18 protein-coding genes and 1 pseudogene are annotated in these 23993 nt (G+C 37.7%); 8 read left to right on the top strand and 11 right to left on the bottom strand.

Going from position 1 to position 23993, the window contains the following annotated elements; genetic code table 11:
- Nucleotides 1-80: 80 nt before the first annotated feature.
- Nucleotides 81-1091 carry a pyruvate dehydrogenase (acetyl-transferring) E1 component subunit alpha gene (gene pdhA, locus IPM92_05490; protein MBK9107835.1) on the bottom strand — a complete coding sequence of 337 codons (1011 nt, stop codon included), beginning with the start codon at nucleotides 1089-1091 and terminating at the stop codon, nucleotides 81-83.
- A 75-nt stretch (nucleotides 1092-1166) separates the two neighbouring features.
- Complete coding sequence (locus tag IPM92_05495) at nucleotides 1167-3182, bottom strand: S9 family peptidase (protein ID MBK9107836.1); 2016 nt, start codon at nucleotides 3180-3182, stop codon at nucleotides 1167-1169.
- Nucleotides 3183-3317: 135 nt separating this feature from the next.
- Here IPM92_05495 and recF point away from each other — a divergent pair, with 135 nt between their 5' ends.
- The 3 genes from recF to IPM92_05510 all read left to right on the top strand — a co-directional run bounded on the left by recF (nucleotide 3318) and on the right by IPM92_05510 (nucleotide 5786).
- A complete protein-coding gene (gene recF, locus IPM92_05500) occupies nucleotides 3318-4436 on the top strand; it encodes a DNA replication and repair protein RecF (GenBank protein MBK9107837.1) in 1119 nt (372 codons plus the stop codon).
- 18 nt (nucleotides 4437-4454) lie between these two features.
- Entirely contained in the window at nucleotides 4455-4739 is a 285-nt protein-coding gene (locus tag IPM92_05505) for a DUF721 domain-containing protein (protein MBK9107838.1), read from the top strand.
- A 213-nt stretch (nucleotides 4740-4952) separates the two neighbouring features.
- Nucleotides 4953-5786 (top strand): DUF2911 domain-containing protein, encoded by an 834-nt coding sequence (locus tag IPM92_05510; protein MBK9107839.1) that lies wholly within the window; start codon nucleotides 4953-4955, stop codon nucleotides 5784-5786.
- An 82-nt stretch (nucleotides 5787-5868) separates the two neighbouring features.
- Here IPM92_05510 and IPM92_05515 read toward each other — a convergent pair whose 3' ends face one another.
- Nucleotides 5869-7539 carry a sodium:solute symporter gene (locus tag IPM92_05515; protein ID MBK9107840.1) on the bottom strand — a complete coding sequence of 557 codons (1671 nt, stop codon included), beginning with the start codon at nucleotides 7537-7539 and terminating at the stop codon, nucleotides 5869-5871.
- A gap of 133 nt (nucleotides 7540-7672) precedes the next feature.
- The gene (locus IPM92_05520; GenBank protein MBK9107841.1) at nucleotides 7673-10147 is read right to left on the bottom strand and encodes a PIG-L family deacetylase; all 2475 of its coding nucleotides are present in this window, start codon (nucleotides 10145-10147) and stop codon (nucleotides 7673-7675) included.
- Nucleotides 10148-10254: 107 nt separating this feature from the next.
- Here IPM92_05520 and IPM92_05525 point away from each other — a divergent pair, with 107 nt between their 5' ends.
- Nucleotides 10255-11337, top strand: coding sequence for a bifunctional 3-deoxy-7-phosphoheptulonate synthase/chorismate mutase type II (locus IPM92_05525; protein MBK9107842.1), 1083 nt, complete (start codon nucleotides 10255-10257; stop codon nucleotides 11335-11337).
- 106 nt (nucleotides 11338-11443) lie between these two features.
- Here IPM92_05525 and IPM92_05530 read toward each other — a convergent pair.
- Nucleotides 11444-12282 (bottom strand): annotated as a pseudogene (locus tag IPM92_05530) (cupin-like domain-containing protein).
- A gap of 98 nt (nucleotides 12283-12380) precedes the next feature.
- Here IPM92_05530 and IPM92_05535 point away from each other — a divergent pair.
- A complete protein-coding gene (locus IPM92_05535) occupies nucleotides 12381-13547 on the top strand; it encodes a phosphoribosylformylglycinamidine cyclo-ligase (protein MBK9107843.1) in 1167 nt (388 codons plus the stop codon).
- Nucleotides 13528-13842, top strand: coding sequence for a hypothetical protein (locus tag IPM92_05540; protein ID MBK9107844.1), 315 nt, complete (start codon nucleotides 13528-13530; stop codon nucleotides 13840-13842). The genes IPM92_05535 and IPM92_05540 overlap by 20 nt, the downstream gene beginning before the upstream one ends.
- A 7-nt stretch (nucleotides 13843-13849) precedes the next feature.
- Here the strand turns inward: IPM92_05540 and purB are convergent, their stop codons facing one another.
- From purB to IPM92_05570, 6 genes are all read right to left on the bottom strand, one after another.
- Nucleotides 13850-15190: an adenylosuccinate lyase gene (purB, locus tag IPM92_05545; GenBank protein MBK9107845.1), complete on the bottom strand. Its 1341-nt coding sequence runs from the start codon at nucleotides 15188-15190 to the stop codon at nucleotides 13850-13852.
- Nucleotides 15191-15199: 9 nt separating this feature from the next.
- Complete coding sequence (locus IPM92_05550; GenBank protein ID MBK9107846.1) at nucleotides 15200-15907, bottom strand: TIGR02206 family membrane protein; 708 nt, start codon at nucleotides 15905-15907, stop codon at nucleotides 15200-15202.
- A gap of 10 nt (nucleotides 15908-15917) precedes the next feature.
- Complete coding sequence (locus tag IPM92_05555) at nucleotides 15918-16502, bottom strand: tRNA-(ms[2]io[6]A)-hydroxylase (protein MBK9107847.1); 585 nt, start codon at nucleotides 16500-16502, stop codon at nucleotides 15918-15920.
- Between the two features lie 301 nt (nucleotides 16503-16803).
- Nucleotides 16804-17910: an AAA family ATPase gene (locus tag IPM92_05560; GenBank protein ID MBK9107848.1), complete on the bottom strand. Its 1107-nt coding sequence runs from the start codon at nucleotides 17908-17910 to the stop codon at nucleotides 16804-16806.
- Nucleotides 17911-17930: 20 nt separating this feature from the next.
- Entirely contained in the window at nucleotides 17931-18098 is a 168-nt protein-coding gene (locus tag IPM92_05565) for a hypothetical protein (GenBank protein ID MBK9107849.1), read from the bottom strand.
- Nucleotides 18095-19129, bottom strand: coding sequence for an endonuclease/exonuclease/phosphatase family protein (locus tag IPM92_05570; protein MBK9107850.1), 1035 nt, complete (start codon nucleotides 19127-19129; stop codon nucleotides 18095-18097). Before IPM92_05570 ends, IPM92_05565 begins: the two co-directional genes overlap by 4 nt.
- A 65-nt stretch (nucleotides 19130-19194) precedes the next feature.
- On the opposite strand from IPM92_05570, the gene IPM92_05575 reads away from it, so the two are divergent.
- Nucleotides 19195-21939: a hypothetical protein gene (locus IPM92_05575; GenBank protein ID MBK9107851.1), complete on the top strand. Its 2745-nt coding sequence runs from the start codon at nucleotides 19195-19197 to the stop codon at nucleotides 21937-21939.
- Between the two features lie 5 nt (nucleotides 21940-21944).
- The gene (locus tag IPM92_05580) at nucleotides 21945-23993 is read left to right on the top strand and encodes a hypothetical protein (protein ID MBK9107852.1); all 2049 of its coding nucleotides are present in this window, start codon (nucleotides 21945-21947) and stop codon (nucleotides 23991-23993) included.

Below are 23993 nucleotides of genomic sequence, written 5' to 3' on the forward strand. Positions count from 1 at the left end.
GTTTAGGTTTTTTAAAAACTGGGCAAAAATAATACAGTCCAGCCAATTAAAATTGGGAATTATTCACTTCTCATATGAAACTAATCCATAATAAAAGGATAGTCTGCTTGCGTGTAATTATCTTCATATAGATCAGCTTCCAATGGGAAAGCTGAATTTTCAGCAAATTGCACAGCTTCATCCATTTCTAGTTTGACCTGTTCCTGGATATCAGCTAATTGTTTGTCTGTAAATGTTTTAGAACTGAGAATTGCGTTCTCAACGACGATCAAAGGATCAATGGATTTGTAATATTCAACTTCTTCTTTGCTTCGATAAGTTGCAGGATCAGAAACTGAATGTCCGCGATAGCGGTAAGTCTTGATTTCCAGGAAATAAGGCCCTTTTCCGGCTCTGATATGATCAGCAGCCCGACTCACAGCTTCATGAACGGGTGCTGGATGCATCCCATCAACTGATTCGGAGGGCATATCAAAAGCAAGTCCAATTTTATACAGGTCTTCAACATTGCTGGTTCGTTCTACCGAGGTGCCCATTGCATATCCGTTGTTTTCGACGATGTACAATACCGGAAGTTTCCAGTTCATGGCCATATTGAAAGATTCAAACAGGGCTCCTTGCCTCGCGGCACCGTCTCCAAACATCGTAACGCAAAGATTTTCGGTGCCTTTGTATTGTTCGGCAAAGGCAATTCCTGTGCCAATGGGTATTTGTGCGCCCACGATGCCATTTCCTCCAAAAAATCGATGTTCTTTTGAAAAGAAGTGCATGGATCCGCCTTTCCCTTTTACACAGCCATCCGTGCGGCCAAAAAGTTCTGCCATACAGGAATTTGCAGATAAGCCTCTGGCTAAAGCAAGTCCATGTTGTCGATAACCCGTTATCATAGCGTCTTGCGGACGTATGGCTGACATGATTCCAGCGGCAACAGCTTCCTGACCTATGTAAACATGGCAAAAGCCTCTAATCTTTTGTTGAGAATACATCATGAGGGTTTTTTCCTCAAAACGTCTGATCCTGAGCATCGTTCGGTACCAGTGGTCCCAAATTTCTTTCGGATAATTCGTTGGTATGTTCTTTTTAGCAGGCATCAGTATTTAGATTTCAAAACTAACATATTGAAAAGCAAGGCAAAAATAGTTTAAAATGCAATAGTGCTTACCAGTTTATAAGGTCTCATTTAACCAACGAAAAAATTCCTTTTGCCATACCAAGCCATTTTGGATTTTTAATACATGATGTCCTTCATCGGGGATGTAGAGCATTCTAGACTTTAAATTTTTTAATCGCGCAGCAGTAAAAGCCTCAAAAGCCTGCGTATCCGGAATTCTATAATCTCTTCCGCCTTGTATAATCATGATTGGGGTATCCCATTTGTTTATGAGTTTGTGTGGAGATTGCTTTGTGTAAATTAGTTCATTCTTTTTATCCCAATAAGGTCCTTTAAGATCCCAGTTTGCGAAAAACAATTCTTCTGTACTTGCATACCAGGATTCTAGATTGTAAGTGCCACAATGGGATACAAAAGACTTAAATCTTTTTTCATGCAATCCTGCAAGCATAAATACCGAATAACCGCCAAAGCTTGCGCCAACAGCAGCTCTTCTATTTAAATCGACGTATCGTTTTGCTGATATTTGATCGATTGCAGATAAATAGTCTTTCATACATTGTCCACCCCAATCTCCCGAAATTTGTTCATTCCACTGGCTGCCCCAACCTGGCATTCCCCGGCGATTAGGCGCTACAACGATATAACCTTTGGCTGCCATTAACTGAAAATTCCATCGAAACGAGTAAAATTGACTTAATGCAGATTGAGGTCCTCCCTGGCAATAAAGCAGGGTAGGGTATTTTTTAGTGGAATCAAATCCGGGCGGAAAAATGACCCACGAAAGCATATCTTTTCCATCAGTTGTTTTAATCCAATGCTTTTCAATCGGACTCAATTGCAAAAGTTTATATACATCAGCATTAACCTGTGTGAGGGCTCTACTCTGGCCTGTCTGAATATCAACAGCGAATATTTCAGCTGCATGATTCATATCTGTTCTTGAACATATCAATTCATTTTTTACGACCCCAATGATCCCATTATAGTCATGATCTGTTTTTGTAATCTGGCGAAAACGGATTGCAGGATTCTGACTTAAATCCAGATCCCAGACCATTTCAAATAGTTGAATGCTTCCTCTGTAAGGCACATTGCAAAAAATCGATTTTGAGTCAGGACTCCACTGGTAGTGATTAATAGTCTCATCCCAGGAATTTGTAAGGGTATATTTTTTTCGCGAACTTAATTCCATGATGATGAGATTGTTCTTGTCAGCTTCATAACCATCTCGTCCCATGCTCAACCATGCGAGGAATCGTCCATCTGGAGAAAACCTGGGCTCTTTGTCGTATCCGGGCATCCCTTCAGAGATATTTACGGTCTCATTACTTTCGGGATTGTATAAATAAATCTCTGAATTGGTGCTTATTGCGTAGTCCTTTCCCTTCTTTTTTACACAAACATAGGCTAACCATTTGCTGTCGGCACTCCAGGACAAATCATCCAGGCCTCCAAAAGGAGAAGTAGGCGCATTAAAGGGTTCACCGGGCATTATGTCTGATTCCTGTTGGATCCCATCGGGTGTGAGTTTGCCGATAAATAAGTGGTTATAAGATCCGTCTTCCCAATCCTTCCAGTGCCTGAACATAAGGTCATCGAAAATCATAGCTGTAGATTTATCGAGATCCGGATAATAATCAGATTTGATTTTATCTATTTTGACACTTCTTGAAAAGGCAATCATTTTACCGTTTGGCGAAGGCATTAGATTGGAATATTCAAGATTTTGGATCCCGAGGTTCCTTTGAACCAAATCGTGAAATACCTGCCCATCTTTAGAGTACATCAGGTTGCCGCCGCCATCAAAACACACATTGCCTGCATAATTCTTCGCATCAGATACCAATTGACTGTTACCACCTTGAATTCCAAGCATGTAGAGTTGAGTTTGGCTTTTGTTGGATTCTTTGTCGTACCGGCTTACACTGTAAAATAAAGATTTACCATCTTTAGAAATGGCTTCACCATTCACACGACCCAATGACCAAAGGATATCTTCAGTCATCAAACTTTGGGAAAAACCATTTAGGGTGAATAGAAAAAATAATAGACAATATTTAAATTTCATAGATAAAATTGAGCATCAAAAATAGTTGATTTTGGGAATCTCTTTTCGCTTAGATTTCTAAAGTAAGCGTTGGTTCATTTAGAATTCAGTGGTATTAGTCAGAGTTTGCCATATTTGTGAATTAATTGTCTTTCATTGTTTATAAAGTCTCTTCATTTAACCCATTTTAAAAATTTTCAGGAACTCAAACTCGATTTAAGTCCGGGTTTTCATTTTATTTCGGGACAAAACGGAGCGGGCAAGTCTAATTTTCTGGATGCTATTTACTACCTGGCTTTGAGCAGAAGTTTCAGTTCAATACCCGATAAAGAACTCATCCATTATGGTAGGGATTTTATGAGAATAGAAGCATTGATAAATATTGAAGAGAGCCTGGAACATCTTGAAATTAAATACAAGCCACCACAGCTAAAGGAATGGATTTTAAATGGTAAAAAATACGAAAAACTAACGGATCATATTGGGCTTATTCCAATTGCTTTGGTTGCACCGGATGATATTTATTTATTGATGCATTCCGCAGAAGCCCGAAGAAAATATTTGAATCAGGTACTTGTTCAAACAGATCGCGAATATTTGCGAAGAAGCATCCATTATCAACAGTTTTTGAAACAAAGAAATGCTGCAGTTAAACAAATGAAAATTGCGGGGAAAATAGATCATGGCGTGCTGGATGCCTTAGATTATGGGCTTTCCGCTAATGGTGCTTATATTGTGAAATGTCGAAAAGAACTCATGGATATTTTAAATCCGTGGGTCCAAGTATACATAACCAGAATTAGCAATGGAAGTCAAACGGGAGATCTAAAATATATTGCTGATGTGCCTTGCGATTTCGAACAAGTACTTCGCGAATACCGTGAAAAAGATTATTTTTCGGGAAGAACCAATAAAGGAGTTCACAAAGATAAAATCGAATGTATGATGGGAGATTTTCCTATCCATGGGGTGGGCTCACAAGGCCAATTAAAGACTTTTGTTTCTGCGATGAAACTTGCACAATATGCAATTATGAAATCCAAAAAAGGGAAGCAACCTATTGTCTTGCTGGATGATATTTTTGCAAAATTAGATGAGGAAAGAGTGCAACAATTTATTGAAGTCTTGAATGAAGAGCAGATTACACAATGTTTTATTACTGACACGCACGTAGATCGTTCCAAATTATTAATGAAACGACTGCCTGGAAATGCCGAACTTTACAATGTTGTAAATGGAAACATTCAAAGAATTCCAAATAAGCAGGGAGGGTAAATGTTAAAGTTTTAATAAATGAGGAATGATGAAATTAAGCTAAATGACTTACTTAAGCAGTTTTCCAATCAGGAAAAACTTAAAACCAAATTGACTCAAAAAAGGTTGGAACAAGCCTGGAAAGAAAGATTTAAGGATTTCGAAGCCTATACCCGAAAAATAAGATATTTTGAAGGTCAAATGACCGTAGAGTTAGACTCAGCAGTTTTGAGTAAAGAACTTTCCTATAGTATTAAGCTGATTATCAGACAATTAAATGAACACCTTGGAGAGGAGCTCATTAAGAGCCTGATCATACGGTAGACTATTGTTCTTGCTCTGAGGTCTTCATTTGCAATAAAAACCAGCTGCACAAAAAGCAGAGTACACAGGTCGTAGCTATAATCATATGAATGTATTTTGAGTTTTCTTAGTCACAAAGGTATATATATATTATTAATTTTAATAATATGTTTTTTTAAAAAATTTTAATCTATTTCAGGAAATTTGCGTTTATAAATAAAACTTATTGCCATGATGAAAAAAATTCTCGTTTTAATCCTTTCCGGATACTTATTTCCGGTATTTTCTCAAATTTCAGTACCGGCCCCTAGTCCAATGTGTAAAATTGAACAAAAATTGGGTTTAGGTACGGTGACTATTGAATACAGCCGTCCCGGTAAGAAGGACCGGATTGTTTTTGGAGATCTGGTGCCTTATGGTAAAATGTGGAGGACCGGAGCTAATGCAGCCACTAAAATCACATTTAGTGACGATGTGGAATTTGGTGGTATCAAAGTAACCAAAGGAACTTATGCAATTTTTTCAATTCCCGGAGAATCCAATTGGGAAGTTATCTTGTACAGTGATGCTAATGTATCTGGTGTACCCCAAAATTATGACAAAACCAAAGAAGTTGCTCATATTACTGTGGTTCCTGAGCTCATTCCTTATACTTTTGAAAATTTGATCTTTGACATCAATGATATTCGCAATGAATCTGCAACCCTAAATTTGATTTGGGAAACTACTTTGCTCCCTATAAAATTGAAGTTTGATACAGATAGCAAAGTAATTGCTAGTATTGATAAAGTTCTTGCAGGACCTACCAGCAATGATTATTATAATGCAGCCAGGTATTATTTCGATACCAAAAAAGATCAAAACCTTGCATTGCAATGGGCTCATAAATCCAATGAAATGGGAGCTACTTTTTGGAAATTGAGATTAGAATCTTTAATTCTTGCAGGATTAGGCAGGAAAATTGAGGCTATTGAAATTGCACAAAAATCAAAAGCCCTGTCAATAGAAGCCAATAACGATGAATACGTTAAAATGAATGAACGCTCTATCCAGGAATGGAGTAATTAAAAAATAAGAATTAAATATTAAGAAATAAAGCCTCAATGAGTAACGCGCTTATTGGGGCTTTTTTATTGATATCCCTGTTCGCTTACCGTCCATGAAGTTTTGCTTCGTCTTTTCGAAAATATTGCAAGCTACTAGCTAGTCCCATGACAATGCCACAGCTGATCACATTATACCACAGGAAACCTAGATCTGAAAAACAAAACAATAAGATAGTGACTGTTTGGGCAACCAGTGCTGCCGGAAAAACTGCTTTGCTCTCTACATTTTTCAAATAAAAGGCAGTTAAAAATATTCCCAATACAGTTCCATAAAATAAAGATCCTACGATATTGATAAACTGAATCAGGTTTTCAAAAAGTTGTGCATACATTGCAAAACAAATGGCGATTACGCCCCATACACTCGTTAGAATGCGAGACCAGCCGAGTTCAGAAAATTTAGAATACCATTGAGGAAAAGATCGCTTCATAATGTCTACTGTACTCGTACCCGACAGCGCATTGAGCTCTGCCGAAATAGAAGACATAGCAGCGCACAAAATAACAGCAATCATCAAACCAATAAATCCTTTTGGTAAATGATGAATAATGTAATGTAGAAAAACATAATCGCGATCATTTTTTTCCTCATTTTTTAAATGTTCTCCAACATATTGTTCTACTTCAGTTTTTAAAAGTTGACGTTGTTCTTGTAAGTTCGATAACTTTTCGCGAAGCATGCTTTTGTCTGTGATTCCCTGCAACGATTGTATTTGGTAATGAATGCTGTCATTCTTTGATTGCCAAACATTCCAGGCTGAAGTATGCTGTTCTTTTAAAGCGCTTGTGACTTTATCATTAAAATGGATTGGAGTAGTCTGAAACTGATACACCACAAACAATACCACTCCACAAAGCAAAATAAAAACCTGCATCGGAATTTTAAGGATGCCATTCATAATCAAACCCATGCGACTTTCCTTAATGTTTTTGCCTGCCAAATAGCGTTGAACCTGCGATTGATCAGTGCCAAAGTAAGCCAAAGCCAGGAAAAATCCACCGGTTATTCCTGCCCAAAAATTATAGCGATTATTAAAATCCAAACTAAAATCTACCGCTTCAGTCCGGCCCGACCAGGAAGCAATTTCAAGTGTATCTACAAAATTTATATGGACAGGAAGCTCATTGAGCATATAATAAAAAATGAAAACCATCCCTGCAAAAATCACAAACAGTTGTTGTAATTGTGTTTTAGTAACTGCGGCTGCACCACCACTTACGGTATACAGGATGACTCCTATGCCACTAATGATATGCGTCCATTGAAGATTCCAGCCAAATACGGTAGACAAAATGATACTGGGCGCATACAAAGTAATGCCTGCGGCTAAGCCTCTTTGAATTAAAAAGATAATAGCTGCAAAAGTCCGCGTTCGATAATCAAACCTTTGTTCCAGATATTCATAGGCAGTAAGTACTTTCAGATGATAAAACCTTGGAATAAAAGAAATACAAATAACGATCATTGCTAATGGAAGTCCAAAGTAAAACTGTACAAAGCGAAGTCCATCTGAAAAGCCTTGGCCCGTTGTTGAAATAAAAGTTATTGCACTTGCTTGTGTTGCCATCACCGTAAATCCTACCATCCACCACTGACTCGTCTGATCTCCCAAAATGAATTCTTGAAGACTGTTTTGTTTTCGGGTTTTTAAAACACCGTAAATGACAATGAGTCCGAGAACTCCGAGTAATACGATCCAGTCTAATGTACTCAATACTTTTCTGTTTTATAAAATGCTTCCTGAGCTTTTGGAAATTTACATGATAATCCACGTAAGATTAAAACATATATGATTAGCATTAAGATGACCACAGCATAGTATCTATTCCAATTTAAGGCTGTTTTCATTATCTAAATGATATGATGTTATCAAACAATTTGTAGGCTCCGGGAACTCCTGCTTTTAATTGTCGGAAAAATGCAAGCGAAGTATATACAAAATAGCCTTTTCCATATTTTTTTACGAGCAGGGCTGATTTTAAAGGGTTTTCACCTGGATCATTCATAGCCAAAATTTCATCATAGCTACTGTCATAATTGGATGGAAAATACAATCCGCGTTCTTGTACCCAATTTTCAAAATCTAAACTGTCAATTGAATTTGGATCATTTAATACCGGATGTTCTGGCTTAAGAAAAGTGACATGAGCACTTTCATCAGTGACTCTTCCGCGCCCAATTTTTATTTCTGAAGGTGCAAAATCTGGAGTCATAAGATCTGCAGTCGTATTATATTGCATCACAACTTTACCTCCGTGTTCTATGAAGGGGAGAATATACTTTTTACAATGTTTAAGTTCTTCTCTATTATTGAGTGCCCGAATTCCAAAAACAAGTACATCGTGTTTATGAATATCCAATTGATCTAATGCTGCTGCTGACAAGTGATCGACTTTGTGACCTAACTTTAACATAGCTTCATCAATAAAGTCGCCGGCGCCATCAACATAAGCGATCTTTTTGGGGTGGCTTACCATATTTGTTTGAAGTAAAATAATTTTAGCCGGAGTTAATACATTTTGTTTTTGGATATGTGGATATTTTATGGGTTTGTAAAAAAAACCTTGTTTGCCATTGATGAATACCGGAATTTCAATTCTTAATGATTGCTGTGAATTTGAGAAAATATCAAAAATCAAGGCTTTGATTTCTCCAGCTTTTTCAAAATGCATATTGGCATTGCCTATAGAAGATTTAAACCCGGTGGGTAATTGCAAACTGACACTCACATCTTGATTGGCTGCATTTGAAATGAAACGCAATGTACATTTAGCGGTTTTTTCTTGGATAAGGTAAATGGGATCATCCGCTAAAATTAAACTTGGTGGAAGTATATCCAAATTTTCTTTGACTTCACCCAATACTGGGTCATCGTTTTTATAAATGATATCTCGAATGAGAGTGTATTCCTTCTGTGCAATTTTTATTTTAAATGTGATCTTTAAATCTCTTGGCGCAGTAGGCAATAACTTATAAGGAACATTACCTGTTTGATATGCACTATTTGGTCTTCCGTTTAATAACCAGAAAGGAGCGGTGTTTGTAAATCCATTTACCAATTTTAAAGATTTTTGAAAAGTATATGATTTATTGGTCATGACCTGAAGTTGGACAGCACTGTCAAAACTTAAGCTTGGTATTTGGATCTGAATGAGCTCGGCAATGATGGGATTTCTAATGATAAATTCTACATTCATTTTTAACATCGCACCTTCACAAATGATTTGCTGATCGGTAGATGCTTCTGCAAAAATTCCGGCACAATCCGCGATGAGGGATCTGATTTCTTTGAGCTTAATATCTTTCCAGTCATGATTTGGCAAATCTTCCATATATTTTTCAGCCTTTTGTAAAAGTTCTATACTTTTCCAGGGCTTCTGATAATCATATTTCTGAATTATTTCATCTAGAACTTGATCCACATTTCCGCCACCATTGATCCTGGTCCAGCTTAAATCCAAACCATCAAATGGGCTCATATGATCTTTATCTTTTGGGGCTCCAAGTCTTTCAAAATACTCTGGCATGAATCCTCTGCTTGAATTGATACCAAATCCTTGAGATTTGTGCATGCTCCTGCTTTGTGATGCAATTTCATTGTTAGATAAACCTAGTGCGGGATAAAAGTCTCCTACGTCAAGTTGGTACAGGAAGGATTTATCCATCGTATCAAATTTTTCTCTGCCATAAAAGAAATAAGAGGTATTGAAAAAAATTCTTTGCACCATGTGTGCGTCGGTTCCTTTCATGACATCTCGCATGAATAGCGGACTGTTACAATATTTAAATGCATCTAAACCTAACATAGCTGATGCAGTATGATGCCCATGCGTACGACCACTTGTGCGATGATCAAATCGATTTATGACCACATCTGGTTTGAATTCTCTGACCAAACGCAAAACATCAGAAAGGATGCTGTCTTTATTCCATATCGCAAAGGTTTCTTCGGCATTTTTTGAATACCCAAAATCATTGGCTCTGCTAAAATATTGAATACCGCCATCTATTTTTCTTGCTTCGACCAATTCCTGTGTTCGTATGACACCTAAATATTCATCGAGCTCGTCACCAATGAGGTTTTGACCGCCATCACCTCTGGTGAGTGACATATAAGCCGTTCTTAGGTGTTTTCCTTTAGATAAGTAGGTAATCAATCTTGTATTTTCATCATCGGGATGTGCGGCAATATATAGAACAGATCCAAGTACTTTCAACTTATGAAGGTCTTCCATAATTTCTGCGCTGGTCCTCGAATTTTGACCCCATATGAGTGAAAAATTGCTTAAAACAAAAAAGAGGATATATATATATTTAGGCATAAGACTAACAAATGTTTAATTGCAAAGATGGAAAGATTCAAAGCTCCAACGCATCATTTTGAGAGTACATTTGTTGCTTATATGTTAAAATTTAATCTTAGTCAAAGATGGATGCAGCAGTTGTTAAAGAGGAAGGAAGCAAAATAATGATTTTAGGCCCCTGCAGCGCAGAATCTGAGCAACAAATGTTGAGTGTGGCTGCCCAATTAAAGCATTTAAATCCGGATTATGTGAGAGCAGGTTTGTGGAAACCCAGAACGCGACCTGGCAGTTTTGAAGGATTTGGAACCAATGCCATAGCTTGGTTGAAAGCCGTACAAAGGCAGTTCGGATTGAAAGTCTGCACAGAAGTTGCCAATACACAACATGTAGAAATAGCCTTAAAAGCGGGCATTGATGCAATCTGGATTGGGGCCAGAACGACAGTGAATCCATTTTATGTACATGAAATTGCTTCGGTGCTTAAAGGCGTTGATATTCCGGTTTTTGTAAAAAATCCAATGAACCCTGACTTGCATTTATGGCAGGGCGCCATCGAACGAATATTGAATGTTGGGATCCAAAGAATTGCAGCGATTCATCGGGGATTCAGCTTTTATGGAAATTCTATTTACCGAAATGTTCCCCGATGGCAAATCCCTATTGAGTTGATGCGACGATTGCCCGGTATCCAAATGATAGCTGATATTTCGCATATTGGTGGGCATCCGGGCATCTTAAGGGAAATTGCGCAAATTGCTTTTGATCTGAATTATGATGGCATCATGGCTGAAGTGCATCCCGATCCTTTAAAAGCACTCAGTGATGCAGAACAACAAGTCACGCCTTTGTTTTTTGAGGAACAGATATTAAACCAACTTATATTTCGCAAAGGCTTTAGCCATGATGATGGATTCAATCAAAAGCTCAATCACATCCGTCGTGAAATTGATGCGGTGGATTCGGAAATCGTAAGACTATTGGCCAGGAGAATGTTGCTTGCTGAAGATATCGGTATCCAAAAAAAGATCCGGGGTGTTTCGATTTTTCAGCCGGATCGTTGGGAACAAATTGTAGCAAGGCTTTTGGAGGAAGGCAAAATTTTAAATTTAAGTGAAGAGTTTATTTTTTCATTAATTGAAGCTATTCATATAGAGTCTATACAACATCAAAGTTATCAGATGAACAGGTCTCAAGAACATTCAAAATAAAAAAATCCTTCCCTTTGCAGGAAAGGATTTTTATCAGATTGGTTTTAACAACTACAGTAATTGGTTTCGTTGTTGATGATTTGAATTCAAATTTCATGCCATGAATTTAAAGTAAAGTTTTCTTACGAGCAATCTCCAGTTTGTAATGGGCCCACTTATCTCCCAAGAAATAGTTCATACTTCGGTCTATAGCCAGGTGTTTAGCCAAATGTAAGCTGCCTTTTACTTTTGGGAGATTGCATTTGCAGCTCTTAAAGATATTGAAAATCCAGGATCAATATATTCGATGTGATGCCAGTACATGCTAGGAATAAAAAGTGTATCCCCGTGTTCTAATATAGTTTCCCAGCCTTTTACCATTTTTAAACCTGGATACATGTTTTCATCAGGATTGTTCATATCAGCTAGACATCCTACTGTAAAGGGTATATGTCCAAGATATTTTGATTGTTCCTGCGAAAATAACAATACCCGTTTCCGGGTTTGAAAATGTGAAAGAAAAACATGCGAACAGTCAATGTCATAGTGTATTTTAGTATAAGAACCCTGGCCCCCAAAAAACAAAAAGGGAAACTCTTTATAAAATCCTTTCATAATGTCCGGAGTCTTAATGTCATTTGCCAATTCCGGGGCATATTTTAGGATGTTCCAAAGGAATATTCTTAATTCACATGGGCCTTCCTGAATTTTGCTCAGATAATCTCCGAATTTCATTTGAAAGGACGCTTTCATATATGTTTTTCCGGCTTTACTAAAACTTGGATCGAAAACAGGCACCATTAAATGACCATAATTTTTTTTAAAAAATTCAAAATTCCATTTTTCATAAGCTGGCCAGGATTGAATTAAATCTTTAAAAACTACGGGTTTTTCAGGAGATAAATAGCTGTCGATAAACAGTTGTTTGTGTTGCACACTTATGATTGGGATTGATTTTAATTCCATACCTTCTAAGATTTAGGCAAAATGAACATCGTAATATTCGTGGGTAGAACAATGAGGTGATCGCGGAATGAAGATAATAAATGAACTACCTTTGCAAAATGGATATGCAGAGATATAGCTCTTTGGGTGTCTCTTCGGATAAGGAAGAGGTGCATAAAGCCATTGAAAAATTAGATAAAGGCCTGTTTCCGAATGCCTTTTGCAAAGTGCTTCCAGATACATTAAATAATGATGATGATTTTGTAAACCTGATCCATGCGGATACGGCGGGCACTAAAACCAGTCTGGCTTATTTGTATTGGAAAGAAACAGGCAATTATTCCATTTGGAGAGGAATTGCTCAGGATGCCCTGGTGATGAATCTTGACGATCTCGCCTGTGTGGCTTGTACAGAGAATATTATTATTTCTTCAACCATCGGCCGGAATAAACATCTGATTCCGGGGGCTGTTTTAGAAGAGATCATTTTGGGGACCCAGGCTTTTTTAAATCAAATGGAAGAATATGGTATTCACATTAAATCGGGTGGTGGAGAAACGGCAGATGTAGGTGATATCGTCAGAACCATTGATGTTGGAATAACAGCATTTACACGCATGCGAAAATCTGATGTATTGGTAAATGACATTAAGGCTGGGGATGTCATTATCGGCTTGGCATCATTCGGACAGACTATCTATGAAAGCCAATATAATAGTGGGATAGGGTCTAATGGTCTTACGGCTGCAAGACATGATTTGTTGAATAAAAAATACGCAAGTTTTTCAGAATCATATGCCCCCGAAACTTCGAAAGAAAATATTTATACAGGGCCTTTTATGTTAAGTGATAAATGGGTAGACGGTTCGCAGGATTATACCATTGGAGAGCTTTTACTTTCTCCAACAAGAAGCTATTTGCCCGTGCTTAAAAAAATTATCGAAGCATGTAAGCCCGAAATTAGCGGATTGATTCATTGCACAGGTGGAGCTCAAACCAAAGTAAAAAAGTTCATATCTAATTGCAGAGTTGTCAAAGACCAATTGTTTGATTTGCCACCGCTTTTTAAATTATTGGAAAAACATTCATTATGCACACCGAGAGAACTTTATCAGGTATATAATATGGGTCACCGTTTGGAAATTTATTGTAAAGCTGTAGCCGTTGATCAAATTCTTGACATATGTGCATTGTTTGGTTTACAAGCCCAAATCATAGGACATGTGGAGGCTGCACCAAATTCTGAAGTCCTTTTGCGTTCACATCTTGGAGAATTTAGATATTGATCTCATGAGCAATGAACCCAATCAAGAATTGATTTGGAAATACATTCGGAATGAATGTTCAGAAAGCGAAAAAGCATTTATTGAATCACTCATTAAAAATGACCCTGCTGTAAAAGCGCGGTACGAAAGACAAATCGTGTATCAACAGTTTTTGGACGCAAGCGAAGAAAGGCAAAATAGAGATCTGCCTATCCTAAAGGAATCAGAGGAAACTTCCTATAATCCTTATGTGCTTGCCAGTTTGTTGTTGATCATAGCACTGTTATTGCTTGTTTTGTTTTCATTTCTCAAATAGCTACTAGTCATTTTTGTGCCAGCATTCCGATGTAATTTGAAGGACTTAGGGCTAGTAATTCCTTTTTAACATCTTCTGAGATATTTAATTGTTGAATAAATTGTTGGATTGTTTCCTTGGTAATATTGCCATGAACGCGCGTTAGTTCCTTGAGTGCTTCGTAAGGTTTTGGATAATTTTCTCTCCGTAGAATGGTTTGGATGGGTTCTGCCAGTACACTCCAATGCTGCTCGAGGTCTGCTGATAATTTTTCTTCGTTGAGAATGAGTTTTGAAATTCCTTTTTCAATAGACTGGAGAGCTAAGTATAAATGTCCAGATGGAACTCCGATATTTCTAATGACCGTACTGTCTGTGAGGTCTCTTTGTAATCTTGAAACGGGCAGCTTTTCTGCAAGATGAGAACCAAGGGCTGTAGCCAATCCCAGATTGCCTTCTGCATTTTCAAAATCAATCGGATTGACTTTATGCGGCATTGTGGAAGAACCAACTTCACCTTCTTTTATTTTTTGTTTAAAATAATCCATGGAGATATACGTCCAGATATCTCTGCAAAAGTCGAGTAGTATCGTTTGAATCCGAATTAAGATATGGCACCATTCAGCTACTTCATCATAATGTGCTATTTGGGTAGTGTATTGTTGTCTTGACAAACCAAGATCTTCTTGCAAAAAGTCATCGGCCCATTTTGGCCAATTTACATCGGGATATGCAGCGAAGTGTGCATTGAAATTTCCAGTGGCTCCACCAAATTTTCCACTAAAATTATAATTTTTCAGGCCTTCGATTTGTTTATCTAAGCGCTCTGCAAACACGAGCCATTCTTTACCCATGGTCGTTGGGCTTGCTGCTTGTCCATGCGTTCTTGCCAGCATCGGGATCTTGAGCCATTTTATTCCATTTTGTTGGAATAAATCTGAAATGCTTAGAAGTTTTGGTAAAAGTATATCATTCGTAAACTCCTTCAACATTAATGGACTTGCGGTATTGTTGATATCCTGGGAGGTTAAGGCAAAATGAATAAATTCAGTGAGATGTCCGAGCCCTAATTCAGAAAATTTATCTTTCAAATAATATTCAAGAGCTTTCACGTCGTGGTTGGTCACTCTTTCAATATCTTTTACCATTAAAGCTTCTTGCTCATTAAATTCAGCGACTAAATTATTTAGGGAATCAAATTTTTCATGGCCCAATTTTTCTGAAATAATTTGTGTTTGCATCAACCTTATAAAATAGGCTAGCTCAATTTTCAGGCGATAGCGTATCAGTGCGTATTCTGAAAAATAAGCGCTTAGTGGTTTGAGCTTGTCAGCATAGCGTCCATCCAGAGGTGAAATTGCATGAATCATTTAATGAATTTAGGTGGCCGTAAAATGTGGTTTAGGCAATAACTTTCTGCTTATCCAAAATAATAGGAGTATATGCAAAGTTCCAAAAATCTCAAATCCAAGTAAATGCATGGGATATGGATGTAAAATCAGCGGATTACTCACCAGCGGGGCTTCCATGAGATAGATATAATTGGATTCTAAACATAGATTGATCAAATAAACGGAAATTAAAATAACATGAGCTAAGAGCCAAACTTTCCACCATGCGGATTTCCTGGGTCTCAACTTTAAAACAAAGAGTCCATACATAGGGACAAAGATGATGCCTGCATGGCTAAAGTAATAATCAATGATAAAATAGTTAGAATAACCATGTGTCAGCTCCGGTGTGATAATGCTTTGTAAGGCCCCGCCCAGACTCAAAAGTAGAAGAAATTCAAATAAGAAATGATTGGGTTTTATGAGAAAAACAATCATAAACATATAAGAAATTCCACACAGATGAAGGGGGAGTGAATCTTGTAATGTAAACATTCCTTTCTGGGCAATGTATGCAAATAAATAAACTTCGCGAATGAGAAAGATCCCGGCTAAAAACAAGCGGAATTTTAATTCAAATCCTTTAGTTAAGGCATACCTACCAAGGTAGATGAGTGCCGAAAACAAAATGAAACTTAGTATAGCGCCTAAAAACCAGTGTGTTGAAAATAAAGGTACCAGATAATGAGGATGCATGATGATTAGTTTAATGTAAAGCTGACCTGATGGGAAGGTTTTTGATCACTTCTGCTTCCAGTTCAACCCACTGTTGTAATTTATTGTAAACTTTATCAGCTGGAAAATAACATAAGGCCATTTTTATATAGATGTGACCGTGCTTGGCTTCAGAAGTCCAGAGCATTTTATAAAATTTTTTAAGCTCAGGATCTTCTAAATGTTCTTCTACGAGCCTAAATCGTTCAGCACCTCTGGTTTCGGCAACTGAAGCGATAAGCAGTCTGTCTAAAAAGCGTTCTTCTATACCATGATGGCAATGTTTAAGCAAAGCTTTGATATAAGGATCTTCAGTCATGTTATCCGGGAGCCCGATGCCTTTATTGCACATGATTTCGTAGACGAACTTAAAATGTTCAAGTTCTTCTAATGCAGTCTCAATCAATTCCGGTATGATTTCCTTGCGATTCGGATATTTTGCTACAAAGCTCATAGCCATAGCCGATGCTTTTCTTTCGCAATCTGCGTGATCCTGTAGAAAGCTATTGAAATCTGCCATAACAGCCTCAATCCACTCCGGTGGACTGGGGTATGCAATATCTAGGTTGAGTTTCAAATTCGGGTTTCTTAAGTCGTTGCTTTAAACATGAGGTACATAAGGATCATTAATCCAAGCGCGATGGCGACAAGGACCCACAAAAATTGTTTTCCGGATTTTTGATCATGGGTCTTGCTGTGTCTTTTGTGTGTTGACATATGAATTCACATTTGATGGTAAATGTAAATGATTTTAACTTCTATTAGCAATATTGTTGCGGCTGAAATTGGAATCTTTCCGGATCTCATCTATAAGCTAATTATTATTTCAAGCATATAGACGGAGCGAAAAAACTGGAAAGTAAAAGACTTCGACTCCATTACCGATAATGATTCATAAAATCGACAATTCGTTCGTCAGTTTTAATGTCTGAGAGTTTTAAAGGTTTTGCAAGTCGGAGGCCTTCCAAAGTGGTGCATCGGCTTAGCGCTACATATGCTTGTCCAAATTCAAAAGCGCCGGAGCCCATATCTACTAAAATGCGCTCAAAGGTTTTGCCCTGACTTTTGTGGATTGTCACAGCCCAGGCCAATTTTAAAGGCAATTGCTTAAAACTACCGGTAATTTCAGTCTGGATGGAGCCAAAATCGCTGGTATTCGTTTTGTATTTGATCATTTGCCATTCAAATGCCTCTACTTCGACAATTTCACCTGATTCCTCTAATTGTACTGCAACGACATCAGTTTTCAAATGAAGGATGATCGCGAGGCTTCCATTTACAAATCGCTTTTGTGGATCATTTCTAAGTAACATGACCTGAGCACCTGGTTTTAAAATGAGTTGCTCGTCAGCCGGAAATTGGGTGTGATGAATAATCCCGCTTTTTTGAGCCTGATAAATATGGGCCGTAGTTGATAATTTAGAAAGTCTATCTAAATTTATGGCCTGCGCGACTTTGTTTAAAGTGCATAAATGGATTCGGAAAAGACCTTCTTCTTCAGATAGATTTGAAGTTTTGTATTGCGCATTTATTTCGTCCAAATCATCTTCATCAATTTCATTGTTGCGAATTTTATTCAGTAATCGAATAAACTTCATTTCTTTTTGTCGGTAAACTTTGGAGAGTTCTATCAATTCAAAATCATGTAATTCTTTAAATACATCCGAAGAAAAAAAATATGGACTTCCGTATTTATTTTGAAGGTAAAATTTTTCTTCCTGACTTGAAATGACAGGCGGCAATTGGTAAAGATCTCCAATCCAGAACATAGGCAGACCACCAAATGGTTTGTCAGATTTCATAGATAATCGGAGAACTTGATCTATATGATCGAGAAGATCGGCGCGAACCATTGAAATCTCATCTATAATGATCCAATCTACTGACTCCAGCAAACGGCGTGAAATGGCTTTGTAATCACTTCGCGTTAGAAAGTTTGCCGGAAATTTAAAAAAGCTGTGGATGGTTTGACCTTTGATTTGAATGGCCGCGACTCCTGTTGGTGCTAAAAAATTGCTTTTTTATCTGATAACCTCCTAAACGCATTTAATAATGTTGACTTGCCTGTTCCGGCTTTTCCAGTTAAAAAATAGTTTCCTTGATGGCGATCCAGGCAATCAAGTACATAATGTTGCTCTGATTCAAGAACGTAAACGGAGTCCCGAAGGCTCATTTAGAATTTAAAATGCAATAAACAGGAAAGTGATCACTGTAGCCGTAGTTGTATATATTTCCCGAAAAAGTGCGCTTTGGATAATTTTTATAATGGCCATCTCGCTCAACCATAAATGGTCTGCGAAAGATTCTGTCAGATTTGTATTTCCATTGCCCGGTAGTTTTGTTTGTGGTGAGATTCGAAGAAAGCAGTATTTGATCAAACAATCCCCAACTGTCATTAAATGCGCCTGTACCTTCTCCTTTTTTATAATTTTCAAAAAACGGATTATAAAAATCGAAGTCTTCTAAACGATCAGCTCCGGCTTTTGCTTTCAGGCTTAGTCTTAAGGATGCATCGTCTGGATTGTCATTGAGATCTCCCATGACCACCACACCTGCATCTGGATGTATTTGCCGAATGGAATCAGAGATGTGTTTGTTAATACGTGCAGCTTCAAATCTGAAAGGCTTGGTCAGTAGCTCGCCTCCTCTTCGAGAGGGCCAGTGATTCACAGTAATAAACATCAATTGATTCTTCAGCATTCCTTTTACCAAAAGAATATCCCGGGTAATTCTTTCGCGTTCGCCATCCGGAGGCAAATGAATTGGATAAGATTTGACTTGCAGGACTTGAAAGAATTCAGAACGATAAAGTAATCCGACATCCACTCCACGCACATCCCGGCTATCCCGATGTACGATTTTCAGGTATTTATCTTTTAAATTGGGGTGACGGACAAGGTCTTCCAGAACTTTCTGATTTTCAATTTCACATACGCCGAGTAGGGCTAAGGGAATATCTTTCAATTCAGCCTGCATGGCTTGAAGCACTTTCGCTAATCTGCCTAATTTGTCCTGATATTTCTCCTCAGTCCAGTTTTTTTCGCCTTCCGGGGTAAATTCCTCGTCGAATACCTGAGGATCATTTTGGGTATCAAATAGATTTTCCAGATTGTAAAAGCCAATGGCGATTTGGTTTGCTTGTGCCGATACAAGGGAGGAAATTAGGCTGCAAAAAGATAATAGTAAGAATGATTTAGCTCTCATTAATTTTTTGTTACTTTGACCGTAGATTGCGCAAATAAACCAAATTTACCCGGAATTTTAATTCAATGAAGTTTAACTACGTCTTTTTCCTGGCATTCTTACTTATTGCCGGTCATATCTCACTTCAAGCACAAGCACTTCGCGGAAAGTTAATCGACAATAACAACCAAAACCCGGTAGCGAATGCAAAAATAACAGAAATCATTTCAGGTCAGACCATAAATTCCGATGCCACCGGTTATTTTGAAGTCAACAGGTCCCAGATTTCCCAGCAGATAAAGTTAGAAGTAATGGCGGACCAATACAAACCCTTTCAAATTCAAATTGGGGTAGAAGATTGGGGTAGTGAAATACAGGAATTTTTTTTACATCCTGTTTTAAATGCTGCGGAAGCCAGGCTTGAAAATTTGCAGTCTGAAGAAAATGATGAGGAATCAACAGGGGATGTATATAGTTTACTTTCATCATCGGATCATATTTTACTGCGCGTTTCCGGATTTGAATGGAGTCCTTTCAGATTTAAACTCAAAGGTTTGTCTAATGCCTATGATCAATTGGGATTTAACGGATTTTTATTAAATGATCTTGAATATGGTCGTCTGCCCTTTCATTTGTTCTCTGGACTAACACTTGTTAGTAGATATTCAGATGATTATATAGGATATAAAGACAACGCATTTGATTTTGGATCGGCTGGAATTGGTCAATGGATTACGGCGCATCCTGCTGCTTATCGCAAAGAATTTTCAGTAAATGTGGCCAATACCAACAGAAATTATTCACATAGATTGGGTGTCCACTATGCTTCCGGAATCAAACAAAAAGGAATCTCTTATGTTGCTGGAGCCACGCGCAGATGGGGCCAGGAAGCTTATGTTCCAGGTACCTTTTACGATGCCTGGGGTGCTTATGTCGGTTTGTCAAAAGCTTTCAATACCCGCAATCAACTTACAGCTTTTTTTATTTATGCACCTGTCATCAGGGGCAAATCAAGTCCCGGAGTTCAGGAAGTATTTGATTTAAGCGGCGATCCTTACTATAACTCTTATTGGGGTTATCAAAATGGAGAAAAGAGAAATTCAAGGGAAGTTAAAACATCCAGCCCCGCATTGTTTTTAAACTATCGTTTAAACATTAGCGAATCTCTTAGCTTTCAAGCTGGGATCATGGGCTTGGCTTCCAAAAGATATGATAGCCAGTTGGATTGGCACAATGCTCCGGATCCCCGCCCTGATTATTATCAAAAACTGCCGTCTTCTATTGAAGACAGTGCCGTGGCTATGAGTGTTGCTAATCTTTGGAAGACAGATGTTCATACCAGGCAAATAGACTGGCAGAATCTTTATCAGGCGAACTATAATAATTTTCAAACAATTCTTGGCGCTAATGGCGATCCGAATCAAATACTGAATGGAAAAAGAGCAGTTTATTGGTTGAGTAAGCGATTTTCAAATATTTCAGAAATTGAGCATTTCGGAAATTTAAATTGGACCCGGAAAAGGCATGAGTTCAATTTAAAATATCGCTTCGAAATTTCAAATCTCAGGCAATATCTCGAAGTGGGTGATTTATTGGGAGCTGATTTTGTAGTAGATGTTGAAGACTTTATAGACCAAGTGGAAAATCAACATCCGGATATCCTGCATAGTAATAAAATTGTCCGGGAAAATGAAAAGTATGGCTATGACTATGAAGTCAATTCCAAAAACATCTCACTCATGGCAGGCTATTTGTACTACGGAAAACATATAGATGTAAGTTTTTCTGCGCAGGTCAAAAATTCTGATTTTCAAAGAACAGGATTTTGGGAGAATGCTATTTTTTCTAACAGTAATGGAAAGTCTGCAAGCATATCATCAACCGGTTTGTCTGCCAAGTTATTACTGACCTGGAAAATGAATGGGCGGAATTATGTACAATTGAATAGTGCTTACCAGCAATTGCCCAATCGCTTTGATCAGATATTTGTGAATCCTGAATGGCGTGCGGATGTGCTAGCTATTGATGATCTCACAAAGGTAATGTCCAATGAAATAAACTATCATTATAGAAGCCCTAATCTTAAAGTTCAATTGGGAGCATATTATGTGCAACTTAAAGACCAGATTATTAATAAAAATTTCTTTTTAGATGAACAATTGGAATCTGCAGCAAATCCGGATCTGTCAGATGGTAGTTTGATCAATGCATTTTTTACTGGATACCATCAGAATCATTTAGGTATTGAAGGTTCCGCAGAATTAAAATTGACTGCTGGTGTAAAAATTATTGCAGCAGGAGCGCTCGGCGATCACTATATCAGTTCCCGGCCCACCTTACACCTCTTTGATAAATTCAGTCAGGCTACTACCTCTCATCTAATTTACATTAAAAATTACAAAGTACACGGTTCAGCTGAGAAAGCTGCGAGTTTAGGTATTTTTTGCGACCTGCCTAAAAGTGGATTTGTTGTACTTACAGCAAATTATTTGAGTGATCAATACCTGGAATTGAATCCGCTGAGAAGAATCCCTCAAGCAGTTGATGAAATTGATCGGAATTCACAGCAGTTTGCAGAAATCTTGGCTCAGGAAAAATTCCCTTCCGTTTTTTATTTAAATCTTTTTGCTTTTAAGCCTTTTAAGTTGTTTAAGAAAAATTTTACGGCATCAATGAGTGTCCAAAATATTTTAAACAGCCAGGATTACAGGAGTGGTGGATTTGAACAATTCAGATTTGATTATGATACTAAAAACCCAAAAACCTTTCCTTCAAAATACTATTATTTTCAAGGCATCAATTATTATATAAGTTTGACATGGAGAATTTAAAAAATATGAAATTTAACAGTAGCCTTTTAAAACTAGCGGGAATTTTTATGCTTTTTGCTTGGGTTTTCCCTGCATGTGTAGATCGCGAATTTGATGAACCACCCATCATTACAGACGAATTGAATTTCCAGGCCAATTCATCTATCGCAGAACTCAAATCTTTTTATGCAGCCGGCAAGTTCGTTGATATTCCAAATGATTTGCTCATTCATGCTATTGTGGTGGCTGATGATCGAAGTGGAAATTTTTATAAAACGCTGATCATTCAGGATTCAACTGGTGGTATCGAACTCAAACTTAATCGCACGGGTTTATATACTGCTTTTCCAGTAGGCATGAAAGTTGGTTTGAAATGTAAGGGCCTAACCATTGGCGATTATAATGGCCTCATTCAACTAGGACTGGGCACTTATAAAGATGGAAATTTTACAAATATCTCCGGCATTGAAGATGTTTTGATCGATAGTTATGTTTTTAAAGGACCCAAAAATCAGAGCATAAGCCCTAAACTTAAAACCATTAATTCATTAACTGCACAGGATATCAGTACATTGGTTCAATTGGATCGCCTTGAATTTTTGAGATCTGAAATCGGTAAAACCTATGCCGATGCCATTGGCCAGAATTCGGTGAATCTGCTTTTGTCTGATTGCGATAAGAATGAAATCATCCTTCGAAGTAGTGGATTTGCTGACTTTGCAGGTATCAATATTCCTGAAGGCAATGGTACTGTTGTAGGTATACTAGGAAAATTTCGCACGGATGTTCAATTATTTATAAGAGATACCGGAGATGTAAAATTGAATGGGCCAACCTGTAATGCAGGCCCCAGTAACTTAAGAGAATTATCAATAAAAGCACTTCGAGCTTTTTATACGGGTTCCACTACAAAAGCACCAGATTCCACAAAGCTCATTGCAAGTGTTATCAGTGATAAGGATCAATCCAATATTACCAGCAGAAATGTCGTCATCCAGGATGCTACTGCGGGTATTGTAGTTCGCTTTCTGACGAGCAACACCTTTTCATTGGGAGATCAAATTGAATTGAATATTTCTACCGTCGAGTTATCTGAATTTCAGGGATTACTTCAACTGAATAATATGGATATCAGCCGTGCAAAAAAGCTGGGTACCAATCTGATAACGCCTTCACCTAAAACGATAGCACAGATTCTCTCAGATTTTGAAAACTACGAGTCAACATTGATTGAAATAGCTGACGCTGAATTAAGTAAGACTTCTGGAAGTTCATTTTCTGGCACATGTAAAATAACAGATCCCAGTGGAAGTTTAGACCTTTTTACGCAGAGTTATGCAGCATTCGCCAACGCAAGTTTTCCAACTGGAAAAATAAAGATTGTTGGTTTTATAAATCAAGGTGGAACATCTCAGGCAAAACAAATTTCAATTCGCAACTTGAATGATATAACGGGAGGAGGAAGCTCAAATCCTGAGTACATCAATATTTTAGCTTTGCGTAAATCATTTCCAGGCACAACTACATCAGTTGCTGCTAATAAGAAAATAAAAGGAATTGTCATTAGTGATCGCACTCTCGAAAACACTACCTTGCGCAATATCCATATTCAAGATAGTACAGGAGGAATTGTTGTGCGATTCGGAGCAACTCAAACTTTTAACCTAGGTGATGAATTGGATATCGATATAAGCGGACAGGAGTTTTCAGAATTTCAGGGTTTGCTGGAAATAAATAATGTGCCGCTCGATAAAGCCAGTAAAACCGGTACCGGCCAAATTATCGCAAAAAAATATTCAATAAATGACATCTTAACTAACTTTGAGGATCTTGAATCTTCTTTGGTTCAAATTGATAATGTTCAGATATCTAAGACTAGTGGCACAAGCTATTCAGGTAGTTGTATAGTAACAGATGCTTCAGGGCAAATGGAATTATATACGCGACCGGCTGCTCTTTTTTCGAATCAGGATTTTCCTACCGTAAAAGTTAGTATCACAGGAATTATAAATCAAGGTGGTACATTATTGGCAAAACAATTGAGTATCAGAACACCAGACGATGTTAAACCCTAA

The sequence above is a fragment of the Saprospiraceae bacterium genome, from assembly GCA_016719615.1.
Taxonomy (GTDB): domain Bacteria; phylum Bacteroidota; class Bacteroidia; order Chitinophagales; family Saprospiraceae; genus Vicinibacter.

Excerpts from the sequence above, each read along its gene's own strand:
- pdhA (MBK9107835.1), bottom strand. The coding sequence starts at position 1,091 with ATGCCTGCTAAAAAGAACATACCAACGAATTATCCGAAAGAAATTTGG.
- IPM92_05495 (MBK9107836.1), bottom strand. The coding sequence starts at position 3,182 with ATGAAATTTAAATATTGTCTATTATTTTTTCTATTCACCCTAAATGGT.
- IPM92_05550 (MBK9107846.1), bottom strand. The coding sequence starts at position 15,907 with ATGCATCCTCATTATCTGGTACCTTTATTTTCAACACACTGGTTTTTA.
- IPM92_05535 (MBK9107843.1), top strand. The coding sequence starts at position 12,381 with ATGGATATGCAGAGATATAGCTCTTTGGGTGTCTCTTCGGATAAGGAA.
- IPM92_05520 (MBK9107841.1), bottom strand. The coding sequence starts at position 10,147 with ATGCCTAAATATATATATATCCTCTTTTTTGTTTTAAGCAATTTTTCA.
- IPM92_05510 (MBK9107839.1), top strand. The coding sequence starts at position 4,953 with ATGAAAAAAATTCTCGTTTTAATCCTTTCCGGATACTTATTTCCGGTA.
- IPM92_05505 (MBK9107838.1), top strand. The coding sequence starts at position 4,455 with ATGAGGAATGATGAAATTAAGCTAAATGACTTACTTAAGCAGTTTTCC.
- IPM92_05580 (MBK9107852.1), top strand. The coding sequence starts at position 21,945 with ATGAAATTTAACAGTAGCCTTTTAAAACTAGCGGGAATTTTTATGCTT.
- IPM92_05570 (MBK9107850.1), bottom strand. The coding sequence starts at position 19,129 with ATGAGAGCTAAATCATTCTTACTATTATCTTTTTGCAGCCTAATTTCC.
- IPM92_05575 (MBK9107851.1), top strand. The coding sequence starts at position 19,195 with ATGAAGTTTAACTACGTCTTTTTCCTGGCATTCTTACTTATTGCCGGT.
- purB (MBK9107845.1), bottom strand. The coding sequence starts at position 15,190 with ATGATTCATGCAATTTCACCTCTGGATGGACGCTATGCTGACAAGCTC.
- IPM92_05565 (MBK9107849.1), bottom strand. The coding sequence starts at position 18,098 with ATGAGCCTTCGGGACTCCGTTTACGTTCTTGAATCAGAGCAACATTAT.
- IPM92_05525 (MBK9107842.1), top strand. The coding sequence starts at position 10,255 with ATGGATGCAGCAGTTGTTAAAGAGGAAGGAAGCAAAATAATGATTTTA.